The sequence below is a fragment of the Pseudodesulfovibrio cashew genome (assembly GCF_009762795.1).
Taxonomy (GTDB): Bacteria; Desulfobacterota; Desulfovibrionia; order Desulfovibrionales; family Desulfovibrionaceae; genus Pseudodesulfovibrio; species Pseudodesulfovibrio cashew.
The window spans coordinates 2,148,021-2,172,304 of the sequence record NZ_CP046400.1 but is presented as its reverse complement, the minus strand read 5'-3'; the positions used below and the strand labels follow the sequence as shown (position 1 = coordinate 2,172,304).

General features: G+C 60.6%; 25 protein-coding genes. 15 read left to right on the top strand and 10 right to left on the bottom strand.

From position 1 onward, the window contains the following. Window positions 1-203 precede the first annotated feature (203 nt). The 14 genes from GM415_RS09685 (at window position 204) to GM415_RS09620 (ending at window position 12,606) form a co-directional block, all read left to right on the top strand. On the top strand, window positions 204-1,385 hold the full coding sequence (locus GM415_RS09685; protein WP_158947648.1) for an iron-containing alcohol dehydrogenase: 1,182 nt from the start codon (window positions 204-206) through the stop codon (window positions 1,383-1,385). A gap of 162 nt (window positions 1,386-1,547) precedes the next feature. Then, on the top strand, window positions 1,548-2,108 hold the full coding sequence (locus GM415_RS09680; RefSeq protein ID WP_158947646.1) for a 4Fe-4S dicluster domain-containing protein: 561 nt from the start codon (window positions 1,548-1,550) through the stop codon (window positions 2,106-2,108). After that, window positions 2,105-3,004, top strand: a complete 900-nt coding sequence (locus GM415_RS09675) for a CoB--CoM heterodisulfide reductase iron-sulfur subunit B family protein (RefSeq protein WP_158947644.1) — start codon at window positions 2,105-2,107, stop codon at window positions 3,002-3,004. The genes GM415_RS09680 and GM415_RS09675 overlap by 4 nt, the downstream gene beginning before the upstream one ends. A 32-nt stretch (window positions 3,005-3,036) precedes the next feature. Continuing rightward, entirely contained in the window at window positions 3,037-5,016 is a 1,980-nt protein-coding gene (locus tag GM415_RS09670) for a CoB--CoM heterodisulfide reductase iron-sulfur subunit A family protein (RefSeq protein WP_158947642.1), read from the top strand. After that, on the top strand, window positions 4,983-5,444 hold the full coding sequence (locus GM415_RS09665) for a hydrogenase iron-sulfur subunit (RefSeq protein ID WP_158947640.1): 462 nt from the start codon (window positions 4,983-4,985) through the stop codon (window positions 5,442-5,444). Before GM415_RS09670 ends, GM415_RS09665 begins: the two co-directional genes overlap by 34 nt. Window positions 5,445-5,465: 21 nt before the next feature. Continuing rightward, window positions 5,466-6,419, top strand: coding sequence for a 4Fe-4S dicluster domain-containing protein (locus GM415_RS09660; protein ID WP_158947638.1), 954 nt, complete (start codon window positions 5,466-5,468; stop codon window positions 6,417-6,419). Further along, on the top strand, window positions 6,419-7,471 hold the full coding sequence (locus GM415_RS09655) for a 4Fe-4S dicluster domain-containing protein (RefSeq protein ID WP_158947636.1): 1,053 nt from the start codon (window positions 6,419-6,421) through the stop codon (window positions 7,469-7,471). The genes GM415_RS09660 and GM415_RS09655 overlap by 1 nt, the downstream gene beginning before the upstream one ends. Window positions 7,472-7,492: 21 nt before the next feature. Further along, on the top strand, window positions 7,493-8,329 hold the full coding sequence (locus GM415_RS09650) for an FAD/NAD(P)-binding protein (protein ID WP_158947634.1): 837 nt from the start codon (window positions 7,493-7,495) through the stop codon (window positions 8,327-8,329). 69 nt (window positions 8,330-8,398) lie between these two features. Further along, window positions 8,399-8,875, top strand: coding sequence for a ferritin-like domain-containing protein (locus tag GM415_RS09645; protein WP_158947632.1), 477 nt, complete (start codon window positions 8,399-8,401; stop codon window positions 8,873-8,875). Window positions 8,876-9,103: 228 nt separating this feature from the next. After that, entirely contained in the window at window positions 9,104-9,379 is a 276-nt protein-coding gene (locus GM415_RS09640) for a hypothetical protein (RefSeq protein ID WP_158947630.1), read from the top strand. A 35-nt stretch (window positions 9,380-9,414) separates the two neighbouring features. Further along, complete coding sequence (locus GM415_RS09635; protein WP_158947628.1) at window positions 9,415-10,278, top strand: hypothetical protein; 864 nt, start codon at window positions 9,415-9,417, stop codon at window positions 10,276-10,278. A gap of 12 nt (window positions 10,279-10,290) precedes the next feature. After that, window positions 10,291-11,874: an L-aspartate oxidase gene (nadB, locus tag GM415_RS09630; protein WP_158947626.1), complete on the top strand. Its 1,584-nt coding sequence runs from the start codon at window positions 10,291-10,293 to the stop codon at window positions 11,872-11,874. 10 nt (window positions 11,875-11,884) lie between these two features. Next, window positions 11,885-12,145 (top strand): glutaredoxin family protein, encoded by a 261-nt coding sequence (locus GM415_RS09625; RefSeq protein WP_158947624.1) that lies wholly within the window; start codon window positions 11,885-11,887, stop codon window positions 12,143-12,145. A 206-nt stretch (window positions 12,146-12,351) separates the two neighbouring features. Beyond that, a complete protein-coding gene (locus GM415_RS09620; protein ID WP_158947622.1) occupies window positions 12,352-12,606 on the top strand; it encodes a glutaredoxin family protein in 255 nt (84 codons plus the stop codon). A gap of 9 nt (window positions 12,607-12,615) precedes the next feature. Here the strand turns inward: GM415_RS09620 and GM415_RS09615 are convergent, their stop codons facing one another. The 8 genes from GM415_RS09615 to GM415_RS09580 all read right to left on the bottom strand — a co-directional run bounded on the left by GM415_RS09615 (window position 12,616) and on the right by GM415_RS09580 (window position 20,535). Next, on the bottom strand, window positions 12,616-13,962 hold the full coding sequence (locus GM415_RS09615; protein WP_158947620.1) for a sigma-54-dependent transcriptional regulator: 1,347 nt from the start codon (window positions 13,960-13,962) through the stop codon (window positions 12,616-12,618). After that, window positions 13,959-15,455, bottom strand: a complete 1,497-nt coding sequence (locus tag GM415_RS09610; RefSeq protein ID WP_158947618.1) for a PAS domain-containing sensor histidine kinase — start codon at window positions 15,453-15,455, stop codon at window positions 13,959-13,961. Before GM415_RS09610 ends, GM415_RS09615 begins: the two co-directional genes overlap by 4 nt. A 137-nt stretch (window positions 15,456-15,592) precedes the next feature. Further along, window positions 15,593-16,279 carry a hypothetical protein gene (locus tag GM415_RS09605; RefSeq protein WP_158947616.1) on the bottom strand — a complete coding sequence of 229 codons (687 nt, stop codon included), beginning with the start codon at window positions 16,277-16,279 and terminating at the stop codon, window positions 15,593-15,595. A 2-nt stretch (window positions 16,280-16,281) separates the two neighbouring features. Next, window positions 16,282-17,559 (bottom strand): sulfite exporter TauE/SafE family protein, encoded by a 1,278-nt coding sequence (locus GM415_RS09600; protein ID WP_158947614.1) that lies wholly within the window; start codon window positions 17,557-17,559, stop codon window positions 16,282-16,284. A 44-nt stretch (window positions 17,560-17,603) separates the two neighbouring features. Then, a complete protein-coding gene (locus GM415_RS09595; protein WP_158947612.1) occupies window positions 17,604-17,993 on the bottom strand; it encodes a response regulator in 390 nt (129 codons plus the stop codon). Next, window positions 17,990-18,379 carry a response regulator gene (locus GM415_RS09590; protein ID WP_158947610.1) on the bottom strand — a complete coding sequence of 130 codons (390 nt, stop codon included), beginning with the start codon at window positions 18,377-18,379 and terminating at the stop codon, window positions 17,990-17,992. Before GM415_RS09590 ends, GM415_RS09595 begins: the two co-directional genes overlap by 4 nt. Before the next feature lie 19 nt (window positions 18,380-18,398). Beyond that, window positions 18,399-18,830 carry a response regulator gene (locus GM415_RS09585; protein ID WP_158947608.1) on the bottom strand — a complete coding sequence of 144 codons (432 nt, stop codon included), beginning with the start codon at window positions 18,828-18,830 and terminating at the stop codon, window positions 18,399-18,401. Further along, window positions 18,823-20,535, bottom strand: a complete 1,713-nt coding sequence (locus tag GM415_RS09580; RefSeq protein ID WP_158947606.1) for a sensor histidine kinase — start codon at window positions 20,533-20,535, stop codon at window positions 18,823-18,825. Before GM415_RS09580 ends, GM415_RS09585 begins: the two co-directional genes overlap by 8 nt. Before the next feature lie 499 nt (window positions 20,536-21,034). Here GM415_RS09580 and GM415_RS09575 point away from each other — a divergent pair, with 499 nt between their 5' ends. Further along, complete coding sequence (locus tag GM415_RS09575; protein WP_199244279.1) at window positions 21,035-21,454, top strand: response regulator; 420 nt, start codon at window positions 21,035-21,037, stop codon at window positions 21,452-21,454. 30 nt (window positions 21,455-21,484) lie between these two features. Here the strand turns inward: GM415_RS09575 and GM415_RS09570 are convergent, their stop codons facing one another. Together GM415_RS09570 and GM415_RS09565 are read right to left on the bottom strand one after the other, a co-directional pair. Next, window positions 21,485-23,749: a PAS domain S-box protein gene (locus GM415_RS09570; protein ID WP_158947604.1), complete on the bottom strand. Its 2,265-nt coding sequence runs from the start codon at window positions 23,747-23,749 to the stop codon at window positions 21,485-21,487. 49 nt (window positions 23,750-23,798) lie between these two features. Next, on the bottom strand, window positions 23,799-24,239 hold the full coding sequence (locus tag GM415_RS09565; protein ID WP_158947602.1) for an RrF2 family transcriptional regulator: 441 nt from the start codon (window positions 24,237-24,239) through the stop codon (window positions 23,799-23,801). Window positions 24,240-24,284 lie beyond the last annotated feature (45 nt).

Here is a 24,284-nt window from a genome sequence, read left to right as displayed (position 1 = left end):
AGCCCACAAAACCCTGCACATGTGTGTGCCATTTTGTCCCAGCCCTTGGATTTATAATGCGTTAATATTTCATAACTCCTTGAATTTACTGCCTCTATAACGTGTGGCACAACCTTTGCTCATTGGGGACTGCTGCGAAGGTTATTTTAAGACGGAAATTTTCCGTTACACACACTAATCCCTTTTATACAAGGAGTTGTATCATGGCAGTACGCGAACAGGTTAACGGTTTCTTCATTCCCAGCGTCACTCTGATCGGCATCGGCGCTTCCAAAGAGATCCCCGGCAAGATCAAAGCCCTCGGCGCCAAAAAACCTCTGATCGTCACTGACCCCGGCATCGTCGCCACCGGTATCCTGAAGCAGGTCACCGACATCCTCGATGACGCCAAAGTCAAGTACGAAGTGTACGACAAGACCATCCCGAACCCGACCGACGCCAACGTCGCCGAAGGCGTGGAAGTCTACAAGAAGGGTAAGTGCGACGCTCTGATCACTCTGGGCGGCGGTTCCTCTCACGACTGCGGTAAGGGCGTCGGCCTCGTCGTCTCCAACGGCGGCACCATCCACGACTACGAAGGCGTGGACAAGTCCACCAAGCCCATGCCCCCGTACGTTGCCGTGAACACCACCGCTGGTACTGCTTCCGAAATGACCCGTTTCTGCATCATCACCGACCTTTCCCGTAAGGTTAAGATGGCCATCGTCGACTGGCGCGTCACCCCGGGCATCGCCCTTGACGATCCGCTGCTGATGGTTGGCATGCCCCCGGCGCTGACCGCCGCTACCGGTATGGACGCCCTGACCCACGCCGTGGAAGCCTACGTTTCCACCATCGCCACCCCGATGACCGACGCTTGTGCCGAAAAGGCCATCGAGCTCATCGCCAAGTACCTGCGTCCCGCCGTTGCCAACGGTCAGGACATCGAAGCCCGTGAAGCCATGTGCTTCGCCCAGTACCTCGCCGGTATGGCCTTCAACAACGCTTCCCTGGGTCACGTCCACGCCATGGCTCACCAGCTCGGCGGCTTCTACGACCTGCCCCACGGCGAGTGCAACGCGATCCTGCTGCCCCACGTTGAGAAGTTCAACCTCATCGCCAAGGTCGACCGCTTCGTCAAGATGGCCGAGATCATGGGCGAGAACGTCACCGGTATGTCCCCGCGCGCCGCTGCCGAAAAGTGCCTCGACGCCATCAAGCAGCTGTCCGCCGACGTCGGTATCCCGGCTGGCCTGGTTGCTCTCGGCAAGAAGTACGGCAAGGACGTCAAGGCCGAGGACATCGCTACCATGACCGCCAACGCCCAGAAGGACGCTTGTGGTCTGACCAACCCGCGCTGCCCCACCGACGCTGACGTTGCCGCCATCTACGAGGCCGCTCTGTAAGCAAAATAAAATTCCCGGGGAAGGTTCGCCTTCCCCGGGCTTTTATTTACTGATATTACTGCTGCCCATGCCAGTCCGCAGACATACGGTACCGTGTTGCGGAAAGGCCTCAATCGACAACCGAAGGACACCGCTCCTTCACAACCCATGCGGACACGCCTTATGAACATAGTATCTCTGAGCAACTCCTACGACGCCGACTTCGTCAGCGCCGTGGAGAAGGAAAGCAAACAGAACGTCAGTCTTTGCTACCAGTGCGGTAACTGTACAGCGGGGTGCCCGTATACACATTTCTATGATATTCCCGTCAGCCAGGTCATGCGTCTCGTCCAGGCCGGGCAGCGGGAAACCGCCCTCTCCTGCAAGTCGATCTGGCTGTGCGCCACGTGCGAATCCTGCACGACCCGGTGCCCCAACGAGATCGACGTCGCGCGGGTGATGGACGTCCTTCGCCACATGGCCCGGCGCGCCGGCTACGCGCCCGAACCCAAGGTCAAGACCTTCACCGACAGCTTCCTCTCTTCCGTGGAAAAGCACGGCCGAGTTTTCGAGATGGGCCTGATGGCGACCTACATGAGCAAAACCGGTCGGTTCCTGACCGATGCGGACCTCGGCCCCAAAATTTTGCCCAAAGGAAAGCTTAGCTTCAAGCCGCACCCCATCGTCGGCAAGGAGCAGGTGGCCAATATATTCAAACGCTACAATGAGGAGCGCAACTCGTGAGTTCTTCCCTTACCTACGCTTACTACCCTGGCTGCTCCGGGCTGGGTACGTCCATCGAGTACGACCAGTCCACCCGCGCCATCTGCGCGGCACTGGGCATCGAGCTTGTGGACATCCCGGATTGGAGCTGTTGCGGCTCGACACCGGCCCACACCGTGGACCACACGCTGTCCGCCGCGCTTTCGGCCCGTAACATAGCCCAGGCCGAGGAACTCGACGTGCAGGGCATCATTACCCCCTGCCCCAGTTGCCTGACCAACCTCAAGACCGCCAGCCACCGCATGGAAGACCCCGAGTTCAAGGAAAAGGTCAACAAGCTGCTGGACAAGCCCGCCGAAAACAGGCTGCCCATCATGTCCGTCCTTCAGGTCATCTCCGAGAAGGTCGGCCCCGAGGGCGTGGCCAAGAAGGTTGTCTCCAGCCTGGAAGGCCTCCGTGTCGCTCCCTACTACGGCTGCATCATGAATCGGCCGCCGGACGTCATGGATTTCGACGACTGCGAAAATCCGGTCGCCATGGATGAACTCATGGCCGCCCTGGGCGCCGACGTGGCTCCCTTCCCCCTGAAAGTGGAATGTTGCGGCGCCTCCTTTGGCGTGGCCCGCAAGGATATCGTCGCCAAGCTGTCCGGCAAGCTGCTGGACGCCGCCGAGGACGTGGAAGCCCACGCCATGGTCACCGCCTGCCCCCTGTGCCAGATGAATCTGGACCTGCGGCAGGACCAGATCAACTCGGCCAACGGCAGCACACACGACATGCCGGTGTTCTACTACACGCAGCTCATCGGCAAGGCCCTGGGTCTGGACGCCAAGAGCTTGCAGATGGACAAGCTGTGCGTCCCGCCTGCCAAGGCGTTTCGCAAGATGGAAGAAGCGCGACGGGCTAACGCGTCATAACGAGCTGAACTGCTTAAGGAGCGTCGAGTAGAATGAAAATAGGAGTTTTTGTCTGTCATTGCGGTAGCAATATTGCGGGTACCGTGGACGTCGCCAAAGTGGCCGAAGAGGCCCGCAAGCTGCCCGATGTGGCGTTTGCCAGCGACACCATGTACGCCTGCTCGGAACCGGGACAGGACGGCATCATAGAAGCCATCAAGGAGCACAACCTCGACGGTGTCGTGGTAGCCTCCTGCACGCCCCGCATGCATGAACCCACCTTCCGCCGCACTGTCGAGCGGGCCGGGTTGAACAAATACATGTTCGAAATGGCCAACATCCGCGAGCACGTCTCCTGGATCGGCAAGGACAAGGAAGCCAACACCAGAAAGGCCATCGACCTGGTCGCCATGGCTGCGGCCAAGCTGACCAACGACCGGGGCCTGACCGCCAAGTCTTTCGAGATCAACAAGCGCGTCATGGTCATCGGCGGCGGCGTCGCCGGCATCCAGGCTGCCTTGGATTGTGCAGACGGCGGCCTCGAGGTGATTCTTGTCGAGAAGACCTCGTCCATCGGCGGCAAGATGTCCAAGCTGGACAAGACCTTCCCGACTGTCGACTGTTCTAGCTGTATTCTCGGCCCCAAGATGGTCGATATCGCGCAGCATCCGAACATCACCCTGTACGCCCACGCCGAAGTGGACGACATTCAGGGCTACGTCGGAAACTACGAGATCACCGTCAACAAGAAGGCCACCTACGTTGATTGGGAAGCCTGCACCGGTTGCGGTGTCTGCACCGAGAAGTGCCCCAGCAAGAAATCCAAGGATGTCTTCAACGAGGAGATCGGGTTTACCACGGCCATCAACATCCCGTTCCCCCAGGCCATTCCGAAAAAAGCAACCATTGATCCCGATTTTTGCCGCAAATTAACCAGCGGCAAGTGCGGTGTGTGCGAGAAGATTTGCCCGACCAAGGCAATTCAATTCGAACAGCAGGATGAGAAAGTAGCAGAATCCGTCGGTGCTATTATCGTCGCCACCGGATACGACCTCTTCGACTACACCCGCTACGGTGAGTACGGGGGCGGCCGCTACGCCGATGTTATCACCTCATTACAGTATGAGCGGCTGCTCTCGGCTTCCGGTCCCACGGGCGGACACATCAAGCGTCCCTCCGATGGCAAGGAACCGAAAAACGTTGTCTTTATCCAGTGCGTCGGCTCACGCGACAAGAGCGTCGGACGCCCCTACTGTTCGGGCTTCTGCTGCATGTACACCGCCAAGCAGGCCATCCTGACCAAGGATCACCTGCCCGAGTCACAGTCCTACGTTTTCTACATGGACATCCGCGCTCCGGGAAAGATGTACGACGAGTTCACCCGTCGTGCCATGGAAGAGTACGGCACCCGTTATGTCCGGGGTCGCGTCTCCATGATCTACCCCATGGGCGACAAGCTGATCGTCCGCGGCGCCGATACGCTGATGGGCACCCAAGTGGAAGTGGAAGCGGACCTGGTCGTTCTGGCCGTGGGCGCCGAAGCAGCCAAGGGCGCGCCCCAGTTGGCTGAAAAGCTCCGCATCTCCTACGACTCCTACGGTTTCTACATGGAGAGCCATCCCAAGCTCCGTCCGGTGGAGACCAACACCGCGGGCGTGTACCTTGCCGGCTCCTGCCAGGGCCCCAAGGACATCCCCCAGTCGGTCGGCCAGGGCAGCGCGGCGGCATCCAAGGTGCTGACGCTCTTCTCCAAGGATCAGCTCGAGAGCGATCCCCAGATCTCGGAAGTGAACATCAAGCGGTGCGTGGGCTGCGGCAAATGCATCGAGACCTGTCCCTTCGGTGCTATCGAAGAGATGGACTTCCGTGGCGAGAAGAAGGCCAAAGTCATCGAGACTATTTGCCAGGGGTGTGGCATCTGCACCTCTACCTGCCCGCAGGGGGCCATACAACTGCAACACTTCACCGATAATCAAATTCTCGCGGAGGTCAATGTCTTATGTCAGCAGACGCTGCAACAGAGCTTCGAATAGTCGGATTTCTCTGCAACTGGTGCTCTTACGGCGGTGCCGACACCGCCGGTGTGGGCCGGTTCCAGCAACCCACTGATCTTCGCATCATCAGGGTCCCCTGCTCCGGCCGCATCGACCCCCTCTTCGTAGTGAAGAGCCTGGTCAACGGCGCCGACGGAGTGCTGGTTTCGGGTTGTCACCCCCGTGACTGCCACTATTCGGAAGGCAACTTCTACGCCCGCAGGCGACTGGAAGCCCTGAAAAGCTTCCTTCCCATCCTGGGCATCGACGAACGGCGTTTCGAATACACTTGGGTCTCGGCATCCGAGGGACAGAAGTGGAAGACCGTGGTGGAGAAATTCACCGAGCGCATCCACGAACTCGGCCCCGCCCGCAAGATCAACGCCGAAATGCTGGCCGAAGCCAAGGCCATGTTCGCCACGGTGTAACCGTCCCCATGGAGTAATCAAATGCAATATTTGGACGAATTGAAAAGCAAAATAAAAGAGAAGCTGCCCGACCTGGACGTGGTCATCGGCTGGGAGCAGGGTTTCGACCCCCTGCGCGCCACCCCCTTGTTCATGCGGACCGAGGAGGACGTGGACAAGCTGACCTGGGGTCCGTTGTGCGTGCACAACCTCGCCACCTACCTGACCGGCCTCAAAGGCAAGAAGGTCGGCGTCGTGGTCAAGGGTTGCGACAGCCGCTCCATCATCGAGCTGCTCCAGGAGAAGCTTATCAACCGCGAGGACATCACCGTATTCGGCCTGCCCTGCGAAGGCGTCATCTCCATGAAGAAGGTCGCCCGCGCCGTCGGTACCCTCGACTACATTGAAAAAGTCGACGTCACGACCAAGGGCATCACCGTCTCCGCCGAGGGCAAGGACTACGACCTGCCCCTGACCGAAGTGGGTGCGGACAAGTGTGGACGCTGCCAGTACCACAATGCCCTGCTCTCCGACGTCTTCATCGGCGACACCATCGATGACTCTGCCGAAGACGATTACAGCGATGTGACCGAGTTTGAGGCAAAGCCCCGCGAAGAGCGCTTGAACTACTGGCTGGCACAGATGGACCGCTGCCTGCGCTGCTATGCCTGCCGCAACGCCTGTCCCCTGTGCGTCTGCCGCGACCACTGCGTCGCCCAGAGCCGCGATCCTCACTGGATGAGCCAGGACGACACGGTCCAGAGCAAGTGGTTCTTCCAGATGATCCACGCCATGCACCTGGCCGGTCGCTGCACCGAGTGCGGTGAGTGCGAACGCTCCTGCCCGGTGGGCATCCCCATCCTCCTGCTCCGCCGGAAGATGAACAAGCAAATCAACGAACTCTTCGATTACAAGGCCGGCACCAAGATCGATGCCAAGCCGCCGCTGATGGCTTTCAAGGTCGAAGAAGACAACATCAATGAGAGAGGCTGGTAATGGCTGCCAAATTCCTTCCCACCAACCAACTTGCATCCTGGCTGGCAGAACTGTCCGGACAGTACCGCACCCTGGTTCCCAGGCGCGAAGGCGACGCAGTTGTCTTTCGTCCGTTCGAAGAAGCCTTTGCTCCCGAGCTCGGTGTTCGTCCGACCATGTCCACCAAGGCATCGGTATTCCCCAAGTGCGAACCGCTGATGACCTTCAAATATGAAAAAGACGAAGAAGACCCGGGCAAGGTCATGGTTGACGTGACCGAACGCCGGGACGACGCCCCTGCAGTCGTGGTCGGTGGCCGCCCCTGCGACGTGGCCGGCTTCTTCACCTTCGACCGTGTGTACAACACCGAGAAGATCAAGGACCTGAACTATCTGGCCCGCCGCGAGAACACCTTCTTCGTGAGCCTGGCCTGTGAACAGCCCGCCACCACCTGCTTTTGCAACTGGGTGGGCGGCGGCCCCGCCGACACCAAGGGCGCAGACGTCCTGATGGTCCCGGTCTCCGGTGGCTGGCTCATGGAGCCCGTCACGGACAAGGGCGGCGAACTGGTGGCCTCGCTGGAAGACGGCAAGGCCAAGGAAGCGGAAGCCCAGGCAGTCAAGGACAAGGCCAACGCCGCCATCGGCGACGCCGTGGACGTGTCCGCAGCCCAGGACAAGCTTCTGGCCCTGTTCGACGATGCGGCCTTCTGGGAAGCCCAGTCCTCCAAGTGCATCAGCTGCGGCACCTGCACCTATCTCTGCCCCACCTGCTACTGCTTCAACATCACCGATGAGAAGTTCGGCATGGAAGGCGTGCGAATGCGCACCTGGGACAACTGCATGTCCGCACTGTTCACCATGGAGGCCAGCGGTCACAACCCCAGGCCGACCAAGGCGCACAGGCTGAAGAACCGCGTGGGCCACAAGTTCAGCTACTACCCCTCTCTTCATGACGGAAACATCGCCTGCGTCGGATGCGGGCGCTGCATAAAGAGCTGTCCGGTGTCCGTGGACATCAGAGCCATCGTTCAGAATGCCATTGCCGCCCCTGCTCCCGAGCAAGAGGGCTAACCCATGCTACAGGAATCCACCATGACTAATGCGTCCAATCCGTACCTTCCTGCAATTGGGACCATTATCGAGACCATTCAGGAAACACCGAACATCAAGACGTTCCGCGTCGTCCTCAACAAAGAGGAAGACATGAAGAACTTCAAGTTCCACCCGGGCCAGGTAGGCCAGCTTTCGGTGTTCGGCACCGGCGAATCCACCTTCGTCATCAATTCGCCGCCCACCCGTATGGACTACCTCCAGTTCAGCGTCATGCGCGCGGGTGAAGTGACCACCAAGTTGCACTCCCTGTCCGCTGGCGACCAGATCGGCGTTCGCGCTCCTCTGGGCAATTGGTTCCCGTACGAGGAACTCAAGGGCAAGGACATCGTCTTCGTTGGCGGCGGCATCGGCATGGCTCCCCTTCGCACGCTCCTGCTCTACATGCTGGACAAACGCGAAGACTACGGCAAGATCTCCGTGCTCTACGGCGCTCGTTCCCCGCAGGACATGGCCTTCCAGTACGAGCTGCCCGAGTGGCTCGAACGGGACGACATGACCACCCGCCTGACCATTGACGTGGAATCCGAGGGCTGGGAGCACTCCGTTGGCCTTATCCCCAACGTGCTGCTGGAAATGAACCCGTCTCCGGACAACTGTGTGGCCGTCACCTGCGGTCCCCCGATCATGATCAAGTTCACCCTCCAGGCCCTGCAAAAGCTCGGCTTCCAGGACGACCAGATCATCACCACGCTGGAAAAGCGCATGAAGTGCGGCGTGGGTATCTGCGGACGCTGCAACATCGGCAACAAGTACGTCTGCATGGACGGCCCGGTGTTCACCTACAAGCAACTCAAGGAAATACCGAACGAGCTGTAGCGGGACCGCCTATGCGGACTGCGAGCCGGAAAGTACGACCTGTAACAACGAGAATCGTCAGGAGAAGACATGGCTAATTTCTTCCATGCCAACGAGATAGCTAAAGTCGCTGTTGAAATAGAAAAGAAAGGCAGAGCGTTTTATACCCGTGCTGCCGATGCCGCCAAGACCGACGAGATCAAGGATCTGTTCAGGTACCTGGCAGAAGAGGAAACCAAGCACGAGGCCATCTTCGCCGCCCTGCTCGACAGGCTGGGCAAAGTCGAGATGCCTGCATGGTCCAACGAGGAAGAGTATTCCACCTACCTCAACGCCCTGATCGAGTCTCACGCCCTGTTCAGCGGCGGTCTGGCCGAAAAGTATATGGCCGACGCCGAGGATGAGGATACTGCCCTGCGAATGGCCATGAGCTTCGAGAAGGACACCCTGCTCTTCTTCATCGAGATGAAGGAGCTTGTGCCCGAGTCCGAAAAGCAGTTCGTGATGCAGTGCGCCGACGAAGAGCGCACCCATCTGCGGCAGCTCAAGGAAATGCTCAAATCCTAAGCCCTGATGATGGAGCTTTCCGTTGCCTCGCCGGCGTTCGGCAAGGCTGGCGGGGCGGCGGAAAGCAGGTCCACTTAACATATGATACTTGCCGCAAAGAACGGTATCCGAGGTCCTCAACGAGAATCTTGATACATAAATAGCCTTCTAACCTCACACTATAACCCCGTCCTGGAAGGGGGGCTTCTCCGGCCCCCCTTCCCACCTCCAGGGAACAGAGGTTTGCACATGTACACCACCGAGGACACACTCCGCCAAGTCGAAACGACGCCCTCGCTGGACCGTGTGCTGCTCCCGCCCACACCTCGTTTCCCGCGCCTCTCCCCGAAGGCCCCGCGAACCATCGGTCCCGAACCGATTTCGACCCAGATCACGAAACGCGTATTTCTCGACGTGAAACCGGAAAACGGTGCGATTTCCGCAACAAGAGGCTGGAACGTCCCGTCTCCATCTTCCGGCTCACCGAACCCGTCGCACTGCTTTGTGACGGAGATCGAAAACTGACGAACCGGCTCACACCGGTTTACAGGGAGGAAAGCATGTTTGATTCCACATACGTGAACGATTCCATTGGAATGCACGCGCCGCACGGCCCCTACGTTGCCGCGTTCGACGGCTTTTTCGGCAACGCACAGGAGGAGAGCCGATTCCGGCAACAGCGTCTGGGCGTATATTTCCTCTCCGATCTTTTCTCTGCCGGGTACATGGGCAAAACAGACTACGTCAAAGACAAGGAACTCGTCACCCTGGCTAGGGATAAGACCATGACTTTTACCGGCGAGACCTTCGACCAGTGGGATCTTGACGTGCTCATCCACTGCGTGATGCGGACCCCGACCTCCGGCGGAGGCTCCGAAAAGGTGCGCATAGATCCCGGCGAATTGCTCCGTGCCGTCAACCTGCGCAATTACGACATGAACCGAGAGCGGGTCTTTTCCAGCCTGTGGCGGCTGCACATGGGCTCCATGATGATCGAGGGAAAGGGCTATCGCTACATGACCCGGCTCATCGACCGGGTCCTCCTGGACCAACGTCTGGGAAGCTGCCTGGTGGAAGTAAACCAGGACGTGGTCACCTCAATCCGCCACGAGCGCAACCTGTCCCTGGACATGGAGAACCGCCGCTGCTTCAAGCGCAACGGCCTGGCCAAATGGCTGCATGGTGCGATCATGTCCTTCAAGGGCGGCTTCGTCGCCGAGATGGAATGCCTGCGCGCCTTGTGCGGCGCGCCCGACCGCTCCCGCCACGCCTTCCCTGCACGGCTGACCAAGGCTTTGGACGTCATGTCCGAATGCGACGCCATCCGGGACTGGCAGATTGATGGGGACAAGGTCAAAGTGGTGCCCAGTTGCACCCGCCGTGACGGCACTGCCTGCGGCTACATCTCCCCCAGCCTGTTTTAACCCGGAGCGTCCATGCTCCAGTCACGCATCATCACGCAGGCTTTGGTCATCGGTTCCGGCGTGGCCGGGGCGTGTTGCGCCCTGAATATCGCGGCCAAGGGACATGAGGTCACCCTGCTCACTGCCGGGGACGAGTTGGGCGACGGCAACACGGCCTATGCCCAGGGAGGCATTGTCTCCCGTGGAGACGACGACACCGCCGCCCTGCTCAGCAAAGACATCCTCAAGGCAGGCTGCCGACACAACAACACCCCAGCCGTCAACCACCTCTCCAAATACGGGCCGGACGCGGTCAAGGAGATGCTCATTGACCGCATCGGCGTGCCCTTCGCCCGCAAGGAAGACGGCAGCCTGGACATGACCCGGGAGGGAGCGCACTCCGCCTACCGGGTGCTCTACTGCGGCGACTACACCGGCAAGGCCATCATGGAAGGCCTTGCACAGGCTATCGATGACGAACCGCTTATCCACCAGCTCAAGGGCCGGACTGCGGTCGATCTGATCACCAGCCTCCACCACACCTCCAAGCTTTCCTTCCGCTACAGCCGGACCAACCAGTGCCTGGGCGCATATGTATACAACCAGGCCAGCAACTCGGTGGAGACCATCCTTGCCGACTACACGGTACTGGCAACAGGCGGTGCCGGACGACTTTTCCTGCATTCCACCAACGCCAAGTGCTCCCTGGGGTCCGCCCTGTCCATGGCACACAGGGCCGGTGTGCGACTGATGAACGCGGAGTATGTCCAGTTCCATCCCACGGCGCTTTTCCACCGCTCCAAACGTCTTTTCCTGATCACCGAGGCCATGCGCGGCGAAGGCGCACACCTTGTCAACAGCCGGGGTGAACGGTTCATGTCCCGCTATGACCCGCGCCTGGAGCTGGCCCCGCGCGACGTGGTCTCGCGCGCCATCGTGGACACCCTCCATCGCAGCGGCGAGGACTGCGTCTTCCTCGATTGCCGTCCCGTGAAGCATGAGCTGGCCACCCGTTTCCCGACCATCTACAAGCGGTGCCGCGATCTCGGCATCGATATCGACAAGGACCCCATCCCGGTGGTCCCGGCGGCGCACTACCACTGCGGCGGCGTGTATTCGGACCTCAACGGCCTGACCAGCCTGGACCGTTTGCACGCCATCGGCGAATGCAGCTGCACGGGCGTGCACGGGGCCAACCGGCTGGCGAGCACCTCCCTGCTCGAAGGCGTGCTCTGGGGATGCAATGCTGGCAAATCCATTGCCAACAAGCTGACCCGAAAGCCCGGAGCCAACAAACGACTGCAGGACTCCATCCCGGACTGGAAGCATCCGGGCAGAACCAGCAACGAGGACCCGGCCCTCATCGCCCAGGACTGGATGAATATCCGCACCACCATGTGGAACTACGCGGGCATCAACCGCACCGACCAGCGGCTGACCCGGGCCTGCGAAGACCTGCGCGTCCTGATCAAGGACCTGACCAAGTTCTACAAGACCACGCCGTTATCCAAACCGCTTATCGATCTTTTCCATGGCAGCTATGCGGCCTATATCGTGGCCATGTCGGCCCTCAGTAACAAGCACTCGCTCGGCTGCCACCACCTTCAGGACAACTAGAGAGAACACCATGAGCAAAAAAGTCACCCTTTATGCCCTCAGCACGTGCCCTCATTGCCACAACGCAATGGAGCTGCTTACTGAGATACTTGGCCAAAGCGGCTTCAAGCTGCTTTACACCGACAGGCTTTCCGGCGATGAGCGCAACATCGCCATGCGTGAACTCAGGGCAGTGAATCCCGATGTTTCCTTTCCCACTACCGTGGTTGGCAACAAATGCGTTATTGGCTTCAAGGCTGATGAAATCCGCCTGCTGGTCGAGGGTAAGTAATTTCCTTTTCCGGACTCCGCTGGGCTTTTTTGTACGGCCCATCGGCCTACGGCAACCAGGTTGTCCCATGGGTGACGGCGTTTGACACATTGAGAAAGACCCACAAGTTTACCGTCGCAGCCATGTGTCGACCTCGGCCGTTCGTCTTGAATCTTCCCGAATTCGGTGTATCCTGAAGGCAGGAATTTCAACGACAAGGAGACGGCATGTCCAAGGAAATCACCCTCTATACCATCAGCAACTGCCCCCACTGCAACAAGACCCGCGAGCTCCTTACTGAACTCGTCGGGGCGAACGGCTTCAAGTGGGTATTCACGGACCGTCTCTTCGGCGATGAGCGCAACGAGGCCATGCGCAGGTTGCGCGCCATCAATCCGGATATCGCCTTTCCCGTCACGTTCATCGGTGACGAGAGCGTGGTCGGATACAAGGAAGACCACATCAGGGAGTTGCTTGCCTAAGGCTGGCGGCTACTCCTCTCCGCCCCCGAACTCCTCCATCCGCTTGAGCTTTTCACGGAGCGTCTTGCGGTTGATGCCCAGCACCTCGGCCGCCCTCGTCTTGTTGTCGCGGGTCATGGACAGCACGTTGCGGATGTGCTCGTACTCCACCTCGGCCAGGGTACGGCTGACGTTGCCCTCCCTGGGCAGGCTGAAGCGCATGGCGTCGGGCAGGTCCGTGATCTCGATGGGGTCGTGATCCACGATGACCACCAGCTTCTGGATGAGGTTCTCCAGCTCGCGCACGTTGCCCGGCCAGGGGTGGCGTTGGAGGGCATGAAGGACCTCATCGCTCAGGCCTGGCGGCGTCCGGTGCATGCCCTTGGAGAACTTGGTCAGGAAATAGTTGATCAGCAACAGGATGTCGTCCCCCCGCTCGCACAGGGCCGGGACCGTGATGTCCACCACGTTGATCCGGTAAAAAAGATCCTCACGGAAGGTGCCCTCGGCCACCATCTGCTTCAGATCCTTGTGGGTGGCAGCCAGGATGCGGGTGTCCACCCGGTGCACCCGGCTGGAACCGACCTTGGTGAACTCCTTGGCCTGGATGACGCGCAGCAGCTTGGCCTGCATGTTCGGGCTGGCGTCGCCGATCTCGTCCAGAAAGATGGAGCCGCCGTGGGCGATCTCGAAGAATCCGGCGCGGGCCTCCTTGGCCCCGGTGAACGCCCCCTTTACGTGGCCGAACAACTCGCTCTCCACCAGACTGTCCGGGATGGCCGTGCAGTTGACCGGCACGAACGAGGCCGACCGGCGATCGCTGTTGTAATGCACCGCGCGCGCCACCAATTCCTTACCCGTGCCCGACTGCCCGGAGATGAGCACGTTGGCGTCGCTGGCAGCGGCCTTGCCGATGCGCCGGAATACCCGCGCCATCTCCGGCGAGTTGCCGATAATTCCGAAGTTGTCCGGCGGGGTGTCCGGCGTGGAGAATACACGACGCTGCTGAAGGCGGGACACGATGCGCTCCACTGCCGAGAGCAGCTCCTCGGTGGTGAAGGGCTTGGCCAGGTACTCACCCGCGCCGTCCTTGATGGCCTCCACCGCGCCCGGGATGGACGGATACCCGGTGATCATCATGATCTCCATGTCCGGATGATTCCCGCGCACGTGCTTGATCAGGTCCAGCCCGGTGGCCTGGGGCATGCGGTAGTCGGTGATGACAAGGTCGATGTCCAGCTCTTCGAGCAGTGGCAGCGCCTCGTCCACCCGCTCGCAGGTGTAGACCTCGTACCCTTCGGGGAGCAGGTTCCGCTTGAGCACTTCCAGGGTGGACTTGGAGTCGTCCACCGCCAGTATCCGGATATCATCACTCATGCCGCGCCCTCCTTGCGGGTTCCGGGGCTGGGGAAAACGACCTCAACCCGCACGCCCTCGCCGGGAGTGGAGTCGACCTGGATGAAGCCGCCGTGGGCCTTGACGATGCCGTGAACCACGGACAAACCGAGCCCGGTGCCCTGATCCACGTCCTTGGTGGTGAAAAACGGGGTGAAGATGTGCTTGACCACCTCGGGGGCCATGCCGGGACCGGTGTCCTCCACGATGAGGTACGCGTCGTCCTGAACGCTGGATGTGGTCACCCGCACCGTGCCGTCCCGCTCCATGGCCTGGATGGCGTTGGCTACCAGGTTGACCACCACCTGCTTGAGGTGCTGCGGGTCGGCCGTGACCCGAGGAGCGGGGCTGGCGTAGTCGCGCACGATCTCTATGTTGCCGCGCTTGGCCTGCGATTCGGTGATGCGCAGGGCCTGCTCCACGGTCTCGTTGAGGTCGAGGGGCATGAGCTGCGGGGGCAGCTTGCGGCTGAAGAACATCAGCTTGCGGACGATCTCCCGCGCGTGCAGCGAGGAGTCGATGATCGCGCCCAGATCGGCCTTGACCTGATCCGGCAACCCATCGGCCTGGCGGGCCAGCTCTGCAAACCCGAGGATGTTGGCCAGGGGTTCGTTGATCTCGTGGGCCACACCGGCGGAAAATTGTCCGATCTTGGCAAGCCGGTCCGCCTGCCGAAGCTGGCGCTCGAGTTCCTGCTTGGCCTCGCGCATCTCCTTCTTGGAGACCACGATGGCCACCTGCCGGGCCACGGTGGCGAAAAGCCCCCGCTCGCCTTCGGTAAAAGGCTCCCCGGCCAGACCGGGCGCGTCGTGCTTGACGGCCACGGAAAGGCGTCCCCGCTTCTCCCGGTTGACCATGATCCGTTCGCTGAGCACGGTTTCCGAAGGCTCGTACCCCGGCGTTTCGCGGGTCTTCCGATCCAGGGCCAGGCGCGCGTGGGTGGAGGCGGGGTTGCGGAAGGCCGAGGGAAGCAGGTCCACGATCCGGTCCAATACGGAATCCGGGCTCATGTCCACGTCGCCCATGAGCAGGCTGACCGCGTACAGGCAGTGGAGCTGCTTGTTTCGCTCCACGAGGTTGGCCCGCTCCCTGAGCAGAGCCTTCTCTCGCAGGATCAGGTCGGTGACATCCTGGCCCACGCAGAGCAGGGAGACCGGGTCGCCGTTGGAATCGGTCAGGGGTTTGAGGTTCCAGTTGACGTAGACCGTGTCCCCGTCCTTGGCACGGATGACCCCGGCGAAGGCGGAGACGTCCTTGCCCCTCGCCTTCTTGAGGATGGCCCGCCGGGCCATGCGCCGCTCTCCCTTCGGGATGAACGTCTCGAACCAGTCCCGTCCGGCCAGCTCCTCGATGGTGTAGCCGGACATGGCCACCAGCTCGGAGTTGCCGTGGATGATGCCTCCGTTCAGATCGAGAGCGACCACGATGCCGTGGGACAGCTCCATCACCGTTTCATAATAATTCTGGAGGTTCATCGCGCTTTCCTCATCATGAAGAAATATAATGTCCGTACCGGCAAGTAAACCCTTTCCCGAAAAGAGGGGCGCACGCCCCGGCGGGCAGGATTACCGCCGGGACGTGCTGAGGGTATGGTGTGTGGTCCGTTTGCAAATCAATGACTCAGTCGCAGGCCCCATCCTTCGAAGACGAAGAGGATGGCGAAGCCGTACCAAAGGGTGTAGAAGACGTAGAAGGCCAGGGAGAAGATGACCAGCCCGAGCTTGTCCATGATGTGGACGGGCTCCACGCCGTAATAGTTGTAGGCCGCCTCCACCACCTTCTTCTGCACGGTGTTAGCCAGCTTGGCCGAGGCGAACTCCTTCTGCTTCTTGAGCGCCTTGTCCATGAGCTTCAGACTCGTCCACCAGTTGTAGACCGGCCGCCGCGCGTCCAGGCCGTACTTGTCCTCCAGGTACTTGCCGTCGTTGCCGTACAGGGCCGAGGAATCCTCAAGGGTGCCGTTCAGGATGCTCCCCAGGGAGCCCGAGACCTTGACCTCGGTTCCGGAGGCCGCGGCCACCACGCCGGTCATGGCGAACATCTTCGCTGACTGGGCGGCTTCGGCCTCGCTGGGATAGGCCAGGGTCAGGTCCACGGTCTTGCCCATGACTGCCGCCACTTCCGGCTTCATGGCCGGGGCGTATTCCACGGACCCCTTGGAGATGGAGTTGTAGAGGTTGTCCAGGTACTGCATGGCGTTGTGGCCGCTGAAGATGGGCTGGAACATGATGACCAGGACGATGAAGAAGACGACCAGAAGACCGGCCCCTCCGTAGAACTCTTTCTTGTTGTAAATCATGACTATGCCTCCTCTCGCTTGAGTACCGGGATGTTCTTCAGGAAGGTGCCGATGACCCAGACCGAGAACCCGCCGATAACGATGAAGAACAGCCAGATGCCGATGTTATTGAGTAGCGATCCCAGGCCGGGCGAGATGGAGATGACCCCCATTTCACCGAGCTTGCTGGGCAGGGCGAAGATCCGGTTCATGAACCCGGCCAGGACGGCCATGGCGTAGAATCCCCGGATGGTGATGCCGGGCACGACCTTGGTCACAAGAGCCCCGATCTGGATGCCGAGCAGGGAGCCGATGAGCATGCCCATGGCCAGGGTGAAGAAGATGAAGCCGTAGATGGCGTACTGGGTGATGGACGCGAAGCCTGCGGTGAACACGATCTGGAAGATGTCGGTGCCGACCGTGGTCATGGACGAGACGCCCAGGATGTAGACGAAGATGGGGAAGGTCAGGAACCCGCCGCCGACGCCCATGATGCCCGCAGCCAGGCCGACGAGCATGCCGGACAGGACCAGGAACACCCAGGAGATGCGCCGTCCGCCGGGAATAAGGTCCTCGTCGAACTTGATCATGGGCGGGAACTTGACGTCCTGCAGGGAACGGGAGAGGCCGCCCAGCTCAGCGCCTTCGCCGCCGCCGTGGGCGTCGCCGCCCTTCCCGGCCTTGCGCGAGCGCAGGAAGTCGGTGAGGGCATAGAAGCCCAGGAAGCCGAGCATGAGCGAATAGACCGTGGTGATGAACGCGTCGCTGAGCACGGGGTTGATCTCATAGAGCATCCGGTTGATCACGCCGCCCGTGGTGGCCCCGAGCACGGCGCCGATCAGGAAGACCGCGGCCAGTGCCACGGACACGTTGCCGAGCTTGCGGTGGATGACGCTGCCCATGATCGCCTTGGCAAAGATGTGGAACAGGTCGGTGCCCACGGCCAGGATGCCCTTGATGCCCGCGCTCATGAGCGCCGGGGCGATGATGAAGCCGCCGCCCGCGCCGATACAGCCGGTGATCAACCCGGCACCCATGCCGATGGCGATGGACACCATGTAGATCCCCAGGCTGTAGAAGGCCGGGCTGTAGGCCTTCTTGCCGCCGAGCAGGTCGGGCAGCGCCGGTCCGATCTGGTCGGCGAAGGCGATGCTGCCCAGGACGGCCGGGATGGTCAGCAGCGCGATGAGCAGCAGCTTTTTCCGGCTTCCGGTGATGGACTTGGCGTTCTCTATTTCCCATCTGGCCAGAGCGCCTGCCCCGGCCATCATGAATCGGCCCCAATCCTTGAAAAATCTCATGGCTTCCTCTCTTCCTCTTAAGGTTGTTTCCAGTCTCTGTCCGGCTACCGGTCTGCCGGTTTCCGGTTGTCGCGGCGCACGGCCTCACCGATCTTCCTGACCAGCTCTTCCATGTCCGCGGGTTTCAACAAATAGTCGCACGCCCCCATGGCCAGGCAGGAAATGACCATCTCCGTGTTGGCATGGGCCGTGAGCATGATCACCTCCACTCTGGGATGTCGCCGCTTGAGCTTTCCCAGAGTGTTGATGCCGTCCATGCCCGCCATCTTGATGTCGAGCAGGACCACGTCGAAGCCCTCTGTCTCCAGCAGGTCCAGGGCCTTCTGTCCGCTGTCCACGGTGCCGACCGCGAATCCGCGCTTGGCCAACCGCTTTCCCAGGGGCGCGGAAAACCGGGGTTCGTCGTCCACCAGCAGAACTCGTACTTCGCTCATGCGGCCTTCCCTCCCTTCCCGAGCCAGAGAATCTTGACCAGGAGCCGTTCGAAATCCACGGGCTTGGAAAGATAGCAGGCCGCTCCTAGCTCAAGGCACGCCTGTCGGGCATCGCCGCTGCCGTGGCCGGTAAGCATGACCACCGGCATGGCCGGGACCATCAGCTTGAAGACCTTAAGGATCTCGATCCCGCTCATGCCTTCGAGCTTGAGGTCCACCACGGCCACGTCGAATTCGCACTCCCGCAGGAGGCGAACCGCCTCTTCGCCGCTGGATGCGGACGTGGCAAGCACGCCCCGATGGGACATGCGCTTGCAGACCACGTCGGCAAAACCGGTCTCGTCGTCCACCAGCAGCAGCCTGACGTCCTTTCCGTTCCCGATCATGATTCCTCTTCCTCCGGGGTCAGATCATGCGCTGGGCAATGTCGCCGACACGGGCTTCTACAGCCTCTTCATCGTGCCGCTTGAACAGCTCCACGGCCTCAAGGATCTTCTCGTTGAGGGTGTTGAAATCGCAGGGCTTCATCAGATAGTCGTAGGCTCCGTACTGGATGCCCTCCACGGCCGTGGGCACCGTGGCGTGGCCGGTGAGCATGATCACCTCCACCATGGGGGCCGCCTCCTTGATCTCCTGAAGCACCACCAGGCCGTCCTTGCCCGGCATCTTCATGTCGAGAATCACCACCTGAATGTCCCGGTGTTCGGCGAGCCGGGCCAGGGCCTGGTCTCCGTCGAACGCCTTGTAGACGGTCATGTTCCGCTTGCTCAGCCGCTTGGACATGGCCTCGACGAAACCTTCCTCATCGTCCACGAGCAACACGATGGCATCAGTCATGACGAATCTCCTTTTTGCTTTCCTGAAAATGTCCGGGGGGCGGGAAAGGCAGCCGGACTGTGAACCGGGTGCCCGAGCCCACCACGCTATCGACGTCTATGTCACCACCCATGCGGTGGATGATCCCGTAGCAGATGGACAACCCCAGGCCGCTGCCCTTGCCCACCGGTTTGGTGGTGAAGAAAGGCTCGAAAATACGGCTGAGGTTGGCGGCCGGGATTCCGGGACCGGTGTCCCGGACTTCAATCACGGCCTGGCCGTGCTCTTCTCGGCAGGCGACAGAAAGTTCGCCGCCCGAGAGCTCCATGGCCTGCATGGCGTTGTTGATGAGATTGAGAAAAACCTGTTGCAGCTCGGTGGCCGAGCCGTTGACCAGAGGCATGGATTCCGGCAGGTCCAGCGTAAAATCCACGTGGGCGAAACGAGCCTGCTGCTCGGAGAGCCCCACGATCTCGCGTATGAGGTCCGGGAGGTGGACCGGATTGGCGCGGGAGTCGGTCTGGCGGGCGAAACTGAGCAGCTTGTGGGTGATGTCCTTGCACCGCTTGCCCTGAGTGCGCACCTGGCGCAGGGCGCGGTCTATCTCTTCGGCGGAACGCAGCTCGCGCCCCTCGTCCGCCAGCAGATCGCCTGCCCACCCGGCTTCCTCGATCATGATCGCCACCGGGTTGTTGATCTCGTGGGCAATGCCTGCCGCCAGCTCGCCGATGGCGGCCAGCTTGCCGGTCTCGACCATCTGCTTGTTGATGAGCTCGGACTCGCGATCCAGGGAGCGCCAGCGGGCCACCAGCTTGCGGGAGATGAGCACCGCCATGACCACGATGGCCAGGCCGCCCAACAGAAAGATTGCCAGGGTAACGTATTCGGCGTGGACCATATCGGAGAAGGCGTCGGACTCGGCCTGACGGTAGATCAGCTTCCACTGGCCGTTCTTGAGCAGTGAGGAGACGGTCAGATAGGTCTCCCCGTCATCGCCTTTGGACTCCCTGATGGTCACGCCGGAAGGCGCGCCCTTGAAGCGAACGATCCTGCCCGGCTCCAGGGCCATGTCCTTGACCCGGTTCTGGGGAGGACGGGTCTGGAACACGCCGTCCTCATTGAGAATGTAGGCATAGCCGGTCTCACCCATGCGGATATTCTCGACCATGTTGCTGAAGGCCAGGAAGTCGATGGTGGCGCGCAGGGTCCACGGGTGGTCCGCTTCCCCGCTGTTCGCGGCGATGATGAAATGGGGCGACTGCCGGAGCCCCTCGAACACGTCGCTGATGGACGCGGTCCCGGAGCGGGAGTCCAGGTACCAGGTGGCTTGGGAATAATCGGCGCCCAACAGGGCGTAAGGCCCTGCATAGGCGACCTGGTGGCCGGTACTGTCGACGACGCCCAAGTCAACGAAGATGCGGCCGAACTGCGACTGCATACTTCTGAGCACCCGCTCCATGACCCCGGGCTCGACCAGTTCCCCGTAGGTATGAACTCCGGCCAGATACTGTGTTTCATACAACTTTTCCCGCAAAAAATCGTCAATGTTGACCGCGTGCTTGTCCACCACCTCGGCCAGATGGGCGTAGACCTTTTCATGATAGATGGACCGGAACTGGTCGAAGATGAGCCCCCCGACCATGATCAGCGGTGCGATGGACACCGTGATCACGGACAGCGCGATGTTCCGCGTAAGTTTGTCGTATGCTTTCTTTTCCGGGGGCATGGTGCTTTCCTTCGGGCGCGGTCCTGCGCCCTGTCATTTCCCAATGAGCAAGGCACATGCCAGCCTCCGACCACGTCACATCAGGTCAGACGCAGCAAAAAGCACTTCTACCTATTGAAATAAAAGCTTATTTAGCTCAAGCAACCGTAATGCAGATCCCGGCCATTCACGCTCTCCATCAAGGAATCGGTGGCCGATTTGGTAGCTGAAACAGACTAAACCGGTACTTTTTGTATCAATGGCACCATTCGCCCCACTCCCGGTGAAAAGGTCACAAAAGCCCTGATCGTACCGGATAAAATCAAAACAGAGCGGCAAGCGGTACGTTTCGTACCGCTTGCCGCAGGTTCGCCAGTCGATATCAAATGGAAAAAGAAAGTTCACGTATCCAATTTATTTAAGCCAACAGGCGTACCAAAAGATATCAAAATGAAATTACTGAATATTTTTTTGAAATAAAATTTCGCAAAGAATAACGGACGCAGGAAGTGCTGCTGGCATGCCCCTTGAAACACAGGAAGGCATGACTCTTTGCCCCATCCCCATCCGTGTCCTGCTGGTGGACGACGAAAGCGAGTTCACCGCCGTCATGGCAAAACGGCTGGGCAGGCTGGGTATGGCTGTGGAAACGGCTACGGACGGCTACGAGGCCTATTGCATTCTGGAGAGGGCTCCGGTGGACGTGGTGGTGCTGGACGTGCTGATGCCCGGACTGGACGGCGTGCAAACGCTCAAGGCCCTACGCAGGCGCTTCCCCGGCGTACCGGTGATCATGCTCACCGGCCAGGGCAGCGTTCTGGACGGCATCAAGGCAATTCGCGCCGGAGCGTTCGACTTCCTGTTCAAGCCCACGGAGGCCGAGGAACTGGCGGCACGAATCCGGGAGGCGGTACTCACCTCCCTTGCCCGCAACGCCTGAATCAGTCCGGCAGACGTACCGAGAAACCGGTTACATCCCGCACTCGGCAACCGGGAAGGAAATCTCGAAGCAGGCGCCCTCGCCCTCCCACTCCACGACCTTGATGTCTCCGCCGTAGTCGCCCACGATACCGTAGGAGATGGACAGGCCCAGTCCTGTGCCCTTGCCCACGCTCTTGGTGGTGAAGAAGGGCTCGAACAACCTGTCGCGGATGGGGTCGGGGATACCCGCGCCCGTGTCGCAGACCCGGAAGAAGACGCTAGAGTCCTTGCGGAAGGAACGGATATGAATGCGCTTGTCCGCGTCCAGTCCGCGCCCCTTCCACTTCTCCTCGATGGCGTCCCTGGCGTTGAGCAACAGGTTGACCACCACCTGCTCCAGCCGGTTGGAGTCGGCCATGATCATGGGGAGGTTCTTATCCAGGTCCCAGACCACCTCAATGTTGTGGACCTTGAGCTGCTGGCTGAAGAACTCGAAACCACGCTCCAGCACCTCGTTCAGCTGCACCGGCATGGTCTTGAGGTCCGCCTTGCGCCCGAATTCCCGCATGTGCTCGATAATCTTGCTCGCCCGGTCCACATGGGTGGAGATGCCCTCGGCCATCTCCTCCATGATCCCCGGCTCCACCGGGGCTTTCCTGGAAACCTTGCGAGAGAGCAAATTGGAGATGGCCTTGAGGATGGTCAGCGGCTGGTTGAGCTCATGAGCCACGCCCGTGGACATCTCGCCCAGAGTGGTCATCTTGCTCGCCTGGATGAGCTGCTGCTCGGCCTCCATGCGCTTGGTCACGTCCGTGCAGGTGACTATCAGGGTTTCCCTGTCGTCGAAGCTGGCTGGCGAGATGCGCATGAACACGAAGATCGGCTTGCCGGTCCGGGTGATGTGCGTACACAGCTCGATCTCGCCCTTGGAGCGGACAAGATGGTTCCAGTCGGAGAGTTCCTCCTCTCGGAAGAACTCCAGGAAGGAGCGGCCGCGCAGCTCCTGGGGAGCCCATCCGTAGATGCCCTCCGAGGAGTCGTTGCAGTTGAGAATCTCCAGGGACTCCCGATCCAGGATGAAGATGGCGTTGGGAATGGAGTCGAAGATGGCGTGATAACGCCGCTCGGACTGGGCAAGGCGGCTCTCCAGCTCCTTGCGCCAGGTGATGTCGATCATCATCTCCATGGCCGCCACCACCTTGCCGTGCTTGTCGTGCACGGGCGAGGTGTAGACGATCCAGTGGATGGGCTTGCCGTCCTTGGACAGGCCGGACTCCTCGCTCATGTGCGAAAGGCCGTCCTCGAAAGTCCGCTCCACAGGGCACGCCTCGCATTTTTCGAGCCGCCCCTTGTTGATCTGCCAGCAGCGGTTGCCCATGGGCAGGCCGAAGTGGCGCTCGTAGGCGTTGTTGTGCTGCACCACCCGGAAATCCCTGTCCACCACGCTGACCAGACAAGGCACGTTGTCGAACAGGTTGCGGAATTCCTCCCGCTGCTCCATCAGCTCGCGGTGCTTTTCCGAAACACGCTGGCCCATGATGTTGAAGGCCTGTCCCAGGGTCCCGATCTCGTCGGCCTGCTCCACGTCGATGGGCGAAAAGGCATACCCCTCGCTGATGCCCCGCGTAGCCTTGATGTAGCGCGTGATGGGCCGGAAGATAAATTTGTAGGTGAAGACGAACAGGGCGATGAACGTGGCCACGAAAACCACCACGGAGATGCCCACGTTGACCTGCTCGAAGGTGGCGATCATGGCGTTCTTCTTGTCCATGTTCAGGCTCACGTCCAGCAGGCCCAGGACCTTCTCGTCGTTGCTGTGCACGTGACACGGCCCGGGCGAACACCCCTCGGAATTGGGAATGGGCGTCATGATGCCCATCAGCCGCTCACCCCCCGACTTGAACATCCGGCTGCGTTCGGACAGGGGCATGGTCGCGGGCGGCGGATCGTACTGGTGGCAGCTCCGGCAGGAAGGGGCCGTCCGGTCGATGGTGGTCCCCACCTCCTCCGGGATATTGGAAAAAACGATGCGCCCTTCCTTGTTGTAGACGCGGATATTGCGGATGTCTTCCTGCTTGCTGATATTGTTGATGTTCTCCTCGATGTCCTTCTCGGAGTCGAGCATCATGGCGTAGTGCAGGCCGAGCATGATCGTGTCCGACAACATGGCGATGTCGGACATGACGTTGTCTTCCACATTACGCTTGAAGTAGAAAACGTTGAATCCCGTCCACAGGAATACGCAGAGCAGCAGCGTCACTCCCCCGGACAGGATCATCTTGGCAATCAGGCTTTCTCGAAATCTCTTGAACAACGTGCAGCCTCCCTCATGGCCTTGGTTGTTTCCGATCGCGGTCGGGCGTCTATTCCTCTTGCGGCGGATTATGCGGACACAGATACGCGTCCTTCATCAGGTCTGCCAGGGAATAGGAGTCGAGCATCTTGTACATGGCCATGCTGGCGTCGTCCCAGATGGACCGTTTGAGACAGACGGCGGCACGCGGGCAGGTGGTGACATCCCCCTCACACCCCAGAACCTGTTCCTCGCCGTCAAGAATCCGGGCCACTTCACCGATGGAGATGTCCGCAGGCTCGCGGATCAGCACGTTGCCCCCGTTGGGGCCGCGCTTACCCTTGACGTAGCCCGCCTGCTTGAGCATCTGAATGAGCCGCTCCAGGTACTTGAGCGACAGCCCTTCCCTCCGTGCCGTGTCTTTGCTGGGCACGGGGCTGCCGTCCTGGCTGTGCAGGGCGATGTCGAGGAGGAGGCGGGTTCCGTAACGGCTTCGTGTGGTCAGTTTCATTGCGGCGTACTCGAAAAGCGAAAAAGGAGAGCGGAAGCCGCGCCC

What these genes read in the sequence shown, in the direction of transcription:
- GM415_RS09625 (WP_158947624.1), top strand. Translation starts at nt 11,885, where the DNA reads ATGAGCAAAAAAGTCACCCTTTATGCCCTCAGCACGTGCCCTCATTGC.
- GM415_RS09565 (WP_158947602.1), bottom strand. Translation starts at nt 24,239, where the DNA reads ATGAAACTGACCACACGAAGCCGTTACGGAACCCGCCTCCTCCTCGAC.
- GM415_RS09640 (WP_158947630.1), top strand. Translation starts at nt 9,104, where the DNA reads ATGTACACCACCGAGGACACACTCCGCCAAGTCGAAACGACGCCCTCG.
- nadB (WP_158947626.1), top strand. Translation starts at nt 10,291, where the DNA reads ATGCTCCAGTCACGCATCATCACGCAGGCTTTGGTCATCGGTTCCGGC.
- GM415_RS09580 (WP_158947606.1), bottom strand. Translation starts at nt 20,535, where the DNA reads ATGCCCCCGGAAAAGAAAGCATACGACAAACTTACGCGGAACATCGCG.
- GM415_RS09685 (WP_158947648.1), top strand. Translation starts at nt 204, where the DNA reads ATGGCAGTACGCGAACAGGTTAACGGTTTCTTCATTCCCAGCGTCACT.
- GM415_RS09635 (WP_158947628.1), top strand. Translation starts at nt 9,415, where the DNA reads ATGTTTGATTCCACATACGTGAACGATTCCATTGGAATGCACGCGCCG.
- GM415_RS09665 (WP_158947640.1), top strand. Translation starts at nt 4,983, where the DNA reads ATGTCAGCAGACGCTGCAACAGAGCTTCGAATAGTCGGATTTCTCTGC.
- GM415_RS09645 (WP_158947632.1), top strand. Translation starts at nt 8,399, where the DNA reads ATGGCTAATTTCTTCCATGCCAACGAGATAGCTAAAGTCGCTGTTGAA.
- GM415_RS09660 (WP_158947638.1), top strand. Translation starts at nt 5,466, where the DNA reads ATGCAATATTTGGACGAATTGAAAAGCAAAATAAAAGAGAAGCTGCCC.
- GM415_RS09680 (WP_158947646.1), top strand. Translation starts at nt 1,548, where the DNA reads ATGAACATAGTATCTCTGAGCAACTCCTACGACGCCGACTTCGTCAGC.
- GM415_RS09595 (WP_158947612.1), bottom strand. Translation starts at nt 17,993, where the DNA reads ATGAGCGAAGTACGAGTTCTGCTGGTGGACGACGAACCCCGGTTTTCC.
- GM415_RS09605 (WP_158947616.1), bottom strand. Translation starts at nt 16,279, where the DNA reads ATGATTTACAACAAGAAAGAGTTCTACGGAGGGGCCGGTCTTCTGGTC.
- GM415_RS09670 (WP_158947642.1), top strand. Translation starts at nt 3,037, where the DNA reads ATGAAAATAGGAGTTTTTGTCTGTCATTGCGGTAGCAATATTGCGGGT.
- GM415_RS09590 (WP_158947610.1), bottom strand. Translation starts at nt 18,379, where the DNA reads ATGATCGGGAACGGAAAGGACGTCAGGCTGCTGCTGGTGGACGACGAG.
- GM415_RS09575 (WP_199244279.1), top strand. Translation starts at nt 21,035, where the DNA reads ATGCCCCTTGAAACACAGGAAGGCATGACTCTTTGCCCCATCCCCATC.
- GM415_RS09600 (WP_158947614.1), bottom strand. Translation starts at nt 17,559, where the DNA reads ATGAGATTTTTCAAGGATTGGGGCCGATTCATGATGGCCGGGGCAGGC.
- GM415_RS09615 (WP_158947620.1), bottom strand. Translation starts at nt 13,962, where the DNA reads ATGAGTGATGATATCCGGATACTGGCGGTGGACGACTCCAAGTCCACC.
- GM415_RS09610 (WP_158947618.1), bottom strand. Translation starts at nt 15,455, where the DNA reads ATGAACCTCCAGAATTATTATGAAACGGTGATGGAGCTGTCCCACGGC.
- GM415_RS09650 (WP_158947634.1), top strand. Translation starts at nt 7,493, where the DNA reads ATGACTAATGCGTCCAATCCGTACCTTCCTGCAATTGGGACCATTATC.
- GM415_RS09620 (WP_158947622.1), top strand. Translation starts at nt 12,352, where the DNA reads ATGTCCAAGGAAATCACCCTCTATACCATCAGCAACTGCCCCCACTGC.
- GM415_RS09655 (WP_158947636.1), top strand. Translation starts at nt 6,419, where the DNA reads ATGGCTGCCAAATTCCTTCCCACCAACCAACTTGCATCCTGGCTGGCA.
- GM415_RS09585 (WP_158947608.1), bottom strand. Translation starts at nt 18,830, where the DNA reads ATGACTGATGCCATCGTGTTGCTCGTGGACGATGAGGAAGGTTTCGTC.